4 protein-coding genes are annotated in these 6,162 nt (G+C 44.7%); 2 read left to right on the top strand and 2 right to left on the bottom strand.

Annotation, left to right across the window (positions count from 1 at the left end; genetic code table 11):
* Positions 1-269: 269 nt before the first annotated feature.
* Positions 270-1,136 (top strand): ATP-grasp domain-containing protein, encoded by an 867-nt coding sequence (locus ACHUFQ_RS08300; RefSeq protein ID WP_394174655.1) that lies wholly within the window; start codon positions 270-272, stop codon positions 1,134-1,136.
* Between the two features lie 105 nt (positions 1,137-1,241).
* Here ACHUFQ_RS08300 and ACHUFQ_RS08295 read toward each other — a convergent pair whose 3' ends face one another.
* Complete coding sequence (locus tag ACHUFQ_RS08295; protein ID WP_394174654.1) at positions 1,242-1,598, bottom strand: DoxX family protein; 357 nt, start codon at positions 1,596-1,598, stop codon at positions 1,242-1,244.
* Positions 1,599-1,662: 64 nt separating this feature from the next.
* On the bottom strand, positions 1,663-2,412 hold the full coding sequence (gene cysZ, locus ACHUFQ_RS08290) for a sulfate transporter CysZ (protein WP_394174653.1): 750 nt from the start codon (positions 2,410-2,412) through the stop codon (positions 1,663-1,665).
* Positions 2,413-2,676: 264 nt separating this feature from the next.
* Between cysZ and smc the strand changes: the two genes are divergently transcribed.
* A complete protein-coding gene (gene smc / locus ACHUFQ_RS08285) occupies positions 2,677-6,159 on the top strand; it encodes a chromosome segregation protein SMC (RefSeq protein ID WP_394174652.1) in 3,483 nt (1,160 codons plus the stop codon).
* The last annotated feature ends 3 nt before the right edge of the window (positions 6,160-6,162 follow it).

Genomic DNA, 6,162 nt, shown 5'->3' with positions numbered 1-6,162 from the left:
TCTCTGCAATCAAAGCCTTGTCTAAAAGCCTTTAAATTCTCACTGAGTGAGCAATAATTTAATGTGATTGGTATAAGTGGGTAATTAACGAATAAAATCATGGCTAAAACTTTTGTCGTCAGCCTGAACAATAACAATTGTCCTAATCGTCTTGCTAAGTCATCAACAACGGGAGTAAACTCTGCGCAGTTTGTGAAAACAACGTAACAACCAACCTAGAATGTAACGTAGCAACATAGCAACGTCCGACTTTAGCTGAGGGGCTGATTTTGAAACACTGCGCGATATTGTCGATGGCAAACCTGGAAGAATTCGAAGTTTACGACGAATTACTCGATAAACCTTTTCTCGATGCTGGATGGCAAACCCATACGGTAGACTGGCATGATAAGTCTATTGACTGGAATGCATATGATGTTGTTTTGATCCGCAGCCCCTGGGATTATCAGCAATATGAACAAGAGTTTGTTGAAGTGCTTGAAACCATTGAAGCGTCGACGGCCATATTGGAGAATGACCTGCAAACGGTGCGCTGGAATATTAATAAAAAATATTTACAGGAGCTGGAACAACAAGCGGTAACGATTGTACCGACGTTATGGAAAGCGCAATTTGATGCCAGCGAGCTAGGCGGATATTTTCAGCATTTTAAAACCGAACAAATCGTTATTAAGCCTTGCGTGAGCGCCAATGCGGACAATACCTTCTGGTTACGCAAAGACAATGTTGAAGCTGCCATTGCCGAATTACAGGTGGCCTTTGCTAAGGGCGATTTTATGGTACAGCCTTTTATGGAACATGTGATCTCAGAGGGTGAGTTTTCCTGCTTCTATTTTAATGGTCAGTACAGCCATAGCATTTTGAAAACGCCGAAGCAGGATGATTTTCGGGTACAGGAAGAACACGGTGGCCGGTTAGCGCTGATTGCAGAGCCAGAAGCCGCTCTACTGGCGCATGCCGAGCATGCGTTACAATGCTTACCTACCATGCCAATGTACGCGCGCCTTGATTTCGTTCGTCATCAGGATGGTTTTGCGATGATGGAAGCTGAGCTTATCGAACCTTCCTTATATTTCAATATGGACCCAACATCGCCGCAACGCTTTGTCGATTGTTTTGTAAAACGTATGGGTTAATCGCCGACCAATAGATTAACCAACGACTTGTACAGCAATTAACTATCCTGGGGTCACAGTTGTTGATGATTCAACAACTGTGACCCCAGGGTTTCTTTATAGCCTCTAAGATCTACCCCGCTTTGTTTTGAGCGATACCCAGCCACGCCAGGCAGCGCCAAGGGCGACAGCTGTAGCGAATGCCAGCATAGGCCACTCTTGATGGATCAGATGAGTGGCGATTGCCCCCATCATAAATGCCGCAAGAGCAAGTGAAACAATCGCTGAAAATCTTGAAACCAGAAGCCCTAAGGCACCGGCTACCTCAATTACGCCAACCAAATACATAAAAGTCATTGAGTAACCCCAACGCTCGAATGCTGCAATTTCAAATGGCAATGCAAATAACTTCGCCATGCCGGACGCGAAAAATATTAAGGCAAGAATATAGGTTACGATTCGCAGTTTTAGTGGTTGTTGCATTTAATGTTTAACTCCTCTGGGATTATTGTTTACCAGGATAAAAAGGCAAAAATAAAGAACGGTGTTAAACGTGATCGCGACGAAAGTGATCAACCCACATCGCCGTTGCGCCACAAATAGCCACTGGCATTAATACCAGATTGAGAATTGGGATAATGGCAAACAAGGATACGGTCAGGCCAAAGCTAAAGCATTTACCCCGTTGATTACTGAGACTGGTGCGCATCGTCTGGAAATCGATTTTATGGTTATCAAATGGGTAGTCACAATACTGAATCGCCATCATCCAGGCGATAAAAGCAAACCAGATAATTTGTCCTATCACAGGCACAAACAAGAAGATCAAAAAGAAACCAAGGGCACGAGGGATGTAATACATCAGCTTGCGCCATTCGCGATATAAGGTTCTCGGGATATCTTTGATGATATCGACAAAGCCGCCATCGCTGAGTGATTGCCCGGTTAAATGCTGCTCAATTTTTTCCGATAACAAGCCATTAAATGGCGCCGCCAGCCAGTTGGCAACCGTAGAAAATACAAACGACGCGGCGATGACGCTGGCGATATAAATTAACGGTTCAACGATAACGATTAACCAGCTAAGTGCTGAGGGCAACCAGGCTTCCAATTGCCCAATCCAGTCATCAATATAAAAACTTAATTGATAAAATGCGAAAGCAAACAATATCAGGTTGACGATAAGTGGCACGAAAACGTACCGGCGAATACCTTTGGTACGAATTAATTTAAAACCCTGCATAAAATAACTGGCGCCACTTTGGGCTGCCGTTTGTTGGAACTGCGGCTGATTCATCCTGTTTTCCACAATACGTAAATATGCTAAATATCTTACTGAAAGAATGGGGGTTGGCAACTGAATAAGTGTTACAAACTTCTTCAATATTTATTTGAATCAGGTATTATCAACTTAGCAGTTCTTAAAAGTGTGCCGTTATTAATGGAAATCAATGCGGTCCACCGCCGGTGAAGAAAACGAGTCAAATGTAAAATCACCGATCAGTAAGAACGAGGATACGTAATTGCAGACTTTGTGTTTGTCTCATAACGATAAGAATCGATGCGCTTAAAAAAGATAAAATTAGCCGGATTTAAATCCTTTGTGGATGTGACTAATGTGCCATTTCCACAAGAGATGACCGCCATTGTCGGTCCTAATGGCTGCGGTAAATCGAATATCATTGATGCAGTGCGCTGGGTGCTGGGTGAGAGCTCTGCCAAAAACCTGCGCGGCGACTCAATGACCGATGTTATCTTTAATGGCTCTACCGCCCGAAAACCTACCGGGCAAGCCAGTGTTGAACTGGTGTTTGATAACCAGCAACAACGCCTTACAGGTTCCATGGCGGATCGCACGGAAATATCCATCCGCCGAGTGGTAAACCGTGACAGTCAAAACACCTATTACCTCAATGGCAGTAAATGTCGACGCAAAGATATCACTGATATCTTTTTAGGCACCGGTCTTGGTCCGCGCAGTTATGCGATCATTGAACAAGGGATGATTTCCCGCTTAATTGAATCCAAACCCCAGGATTTACGTATATTCATTGAGGAAGCCGCTGGCGTTTCTAAGTATAAAGAACGTCGTCGGGAAACCGAAAATCGTATTCGGGCGACACGGGAAAACCTATCGCGCCTAACTGATATTCGTCATGAACTGCATGGCCAGTTGGAAAAGCTCCACGGTCAGTCTCAGGCGGCGATACGATTTAAAGATCTAAAACAGCAAGAACGCTTATTTAAGTCGCAAATCGCAGCGATACGCTGGCAACATTGCCACAGCAAACTTGATGCATTAAAAACCGAAGAGCAAAAGCTACAAGTTCAGTTAGAAAAACTGAATGCTGAACAGGGTGAGCGCGAGCTTAGCATTGTCAAAGCAAGACAAGCCCAGGAACACAGTTCGAGCGAGTTAAATAGTCTGGCTCAGAGAAAACTGAGTTTACGTACCGAAATTACCCGCCTTGAAGAAAATATCAAACATGGCAAACAGCGCAAATTAACTCTGTCTCAGGATCTCGATAAGCTTAACATTCGCGCTCAGGATAATAGGCAGCAATTGCAGCAGGAACTGGCCAAGCGCCAGGAGCTGGATATTGAGCTTAGCGATATTGAACCACAAATTGAAGAGCTTGAATTGCAACTGGAACAAGCGCGCGAGCAAGCGGAACGTCTAAGTGAACAACAGCAATCCTGGCAGGATAAATGGCAGGCATTTCAGCAGCAAAAACATGAGTTGATGCAAAAGCGTCAGTTGGTGAAATCGCAAATTGATGCGGCGCGCCAACAGGTGCAACAATTAACCTTACGACGCGAGAAGCTGCTGCAACAACAACAAAATTTTGATATTGATGCCATCACCAGCAAACAAAAAAATCTTCAACAAGATGCCATTGTGATGGCCGAGCAGGTCGAAGAATATCAAGCGATTTATAGCCAGCAGCAAAATCTGGTGGAGCAAAACGTTCAGCATTACCAGGATGTCGCCGAGCAATTACAACACGCACAAAAGGCGCTCAACAAAACCTTAACGCAAATTGAGGCGCTACAGCAGGTAACCCAAACCAGCAGTGACTGGCAGCAGCAACAGCAGGCATTGTTATCTGATCTTGGCTTAGAAAACCAAACGCAATTAGTGCAACAGCTAAGTGTTGAAAAGGGCTGGGAGCTGGCGGTTGAGATGGTGCTAGGGCACTGGTTGCAAGCAAACGTTACGGCGCAGTTACCCGCACAATTTTCACTAAAGCAGGGCGCCATTTATCTGGATACCAAAGTTGCACAGAATCTGGTGAAAAGCGGCACACTAAGTAGCAAAATTCTAACGCCACATTCCATTCAGACATTATTAAGCAAGGTGTCTGTTGCTGACAATGAACAACAGGCCAGAAGCATGATTGCGTCACTTGACGATGACCAATCGGTGATTTGCCCACAAGGTTTGTGGTTTGGCAAAAACTGGATGCAAAAAGGCTTATTGCAAGGTGAATCTGGGCAACTGGCAAGACAGAATCAATTGCTGGAATTACAAGAGCAGGTGCAGGGGCAAGAAGATTCGGTTAGTGAGCTGGGAACTCGCGTTCAGCAGGCAAAAGTCGCGCTCGAGCAAGCCAAATTGGCAGCGACTTCTGGTAAACAGCAATGGCAGCAGGCCGAGCAACATCTTTCAAGCCAACAGCAACAATTGCAATTGGTGAACCAGGAGTTGGGCTTGCTTAAGCAACAGGCAACAGGATTGTCTGAAGAGCTGATGAGCCTTGAAACCAGTATTATTGAAAAAACCGATGAAGCGGAAACGCTGACATTTACTGAAGAAGCGTTGGCAGAGCAATTAGAGGACGTGGTAGATGATGGCGAAAATCTGGAAAGGCAGCGCACAGGCTCTGGTCAGGAGCTGCAACAATGGCAAAGTCGCATCAATAACTTTAATCAGGATTTGCAACACAAACTGGTCAAGCGCGAGCAACTATCATCCACATTAAAAAACCTGGCGTTAATGATCCAACGCATTGAAGAGCAGATTCAGTTTTCCAATGAGCAACAACAGGAATTGCTGGTGGCCCAGGAAGCGCTGGCAATCCCGTTATTGGATGATCAGGAACAATTACAACAAAAGCTTGGACAAAGCAGTGAACTGGATCAGCAGCAGCAGACTTTACATCAGCAACAATCTGTAGCGAACAACGAGATCATGGCGTTTAATCAAAGCCAGCAAGGACTGTTGAATAACATTTCAGTGATCAAAGACAAGATGGCGAAAATCACCCTCGACGGTGAGAATTATCGGGTAAGAGCGAATACCGCCATTGAGCAACTCGATGAATTGCAACAATCGCTTAAAGATGTATTGCAAGCGTTACCGAATGATGCCAAAGAAAACCAATGGCAAATAAAGCTGGCGCGTATTGCTAAAGACATTGATGGATTGGGTGCAATCAACCTTGCTGCTATAGAAGAATATGAGTTGCAGCAGCAACGCAAAGGCTTCCTTGATAAGCAAAATGATGATCTTGAGGATGCGTTGTCGACCCTTGAAAGTGCGATCAGTAAAATTGATCGCGAAAGTCGGGCGAAGTTTAAACAAACCTTTGATCAAGTGAACGACGATCTGAAGAACCTATTTCCAAAAGTGTTTGGTGGCGGTAGTGCCTATCTGGATTTAACCGGTGAAGATTTGCTCGATACCGGGGTTACCATTATGGCTCGACCACCTGGCAAAAAAAATAGTACGATTCACTTACTTTCTGGTGGTGAAAAAGCCCTAACCGCATTATCATTGGTGTTTGCGATTTTCCGTCTGAATCCGGCACCATTTTGTATGCTGGACGAAGTCGATGCTCCGTTGGATGACGCCAACGTTGAACGTTTCTGTAAGTTGGTCAAGGAAATGTCGAAAACGGTGCAGTTTATCTACATTAGTCATAATAAAATTGCGATGGAAATGGCGACACATCTTACCGGTGTAACCATGCATGAACCAGGTGTTTCAAGAATGGTTGCTGTGGATATCGAAGAAGCCGTCGCTATGGCGCAAGCATCTTAAACA

It is taken from the genome of Thalassotalea litorea, from assembly GCF_043642205.1.
GTDB lineage: Bacteria > Pseudomonadota > Gammaproteobacteria > Enterobacterales > Alteromonadaceae > Thalassotalea_A > Thalassotalea_A litorea.
Note: the sequence above shows the minus strand (reverse complement) of the source record. Positions and strands in the feature narration are given on the sequence as shown.

Bases quoted from the DNA above. Each gene is read 5' to 3' on its own strand.
- smc (WP_394174652.1), top strand. From the start codon at position 2,677: ATGCGCTTAAAAAAGATAAAATTAGCCGGATTTAAATCCTTTGTGGAT.
- cysZ (WP_394174653.1), bottom strand. From the start codon at position 2,412: ATGAATCAGCCGCAGTTCCAACAAACGGCAGCCCAAAGTGGCGCCAGT.
- ACHUFQ_RS08295 (WP_394174654.1), bottom strand. From the start codon at position 1,598: ATGCAACAACCACTAAAACTGCGAATCGTAACCTATATTCTTGCCTTA.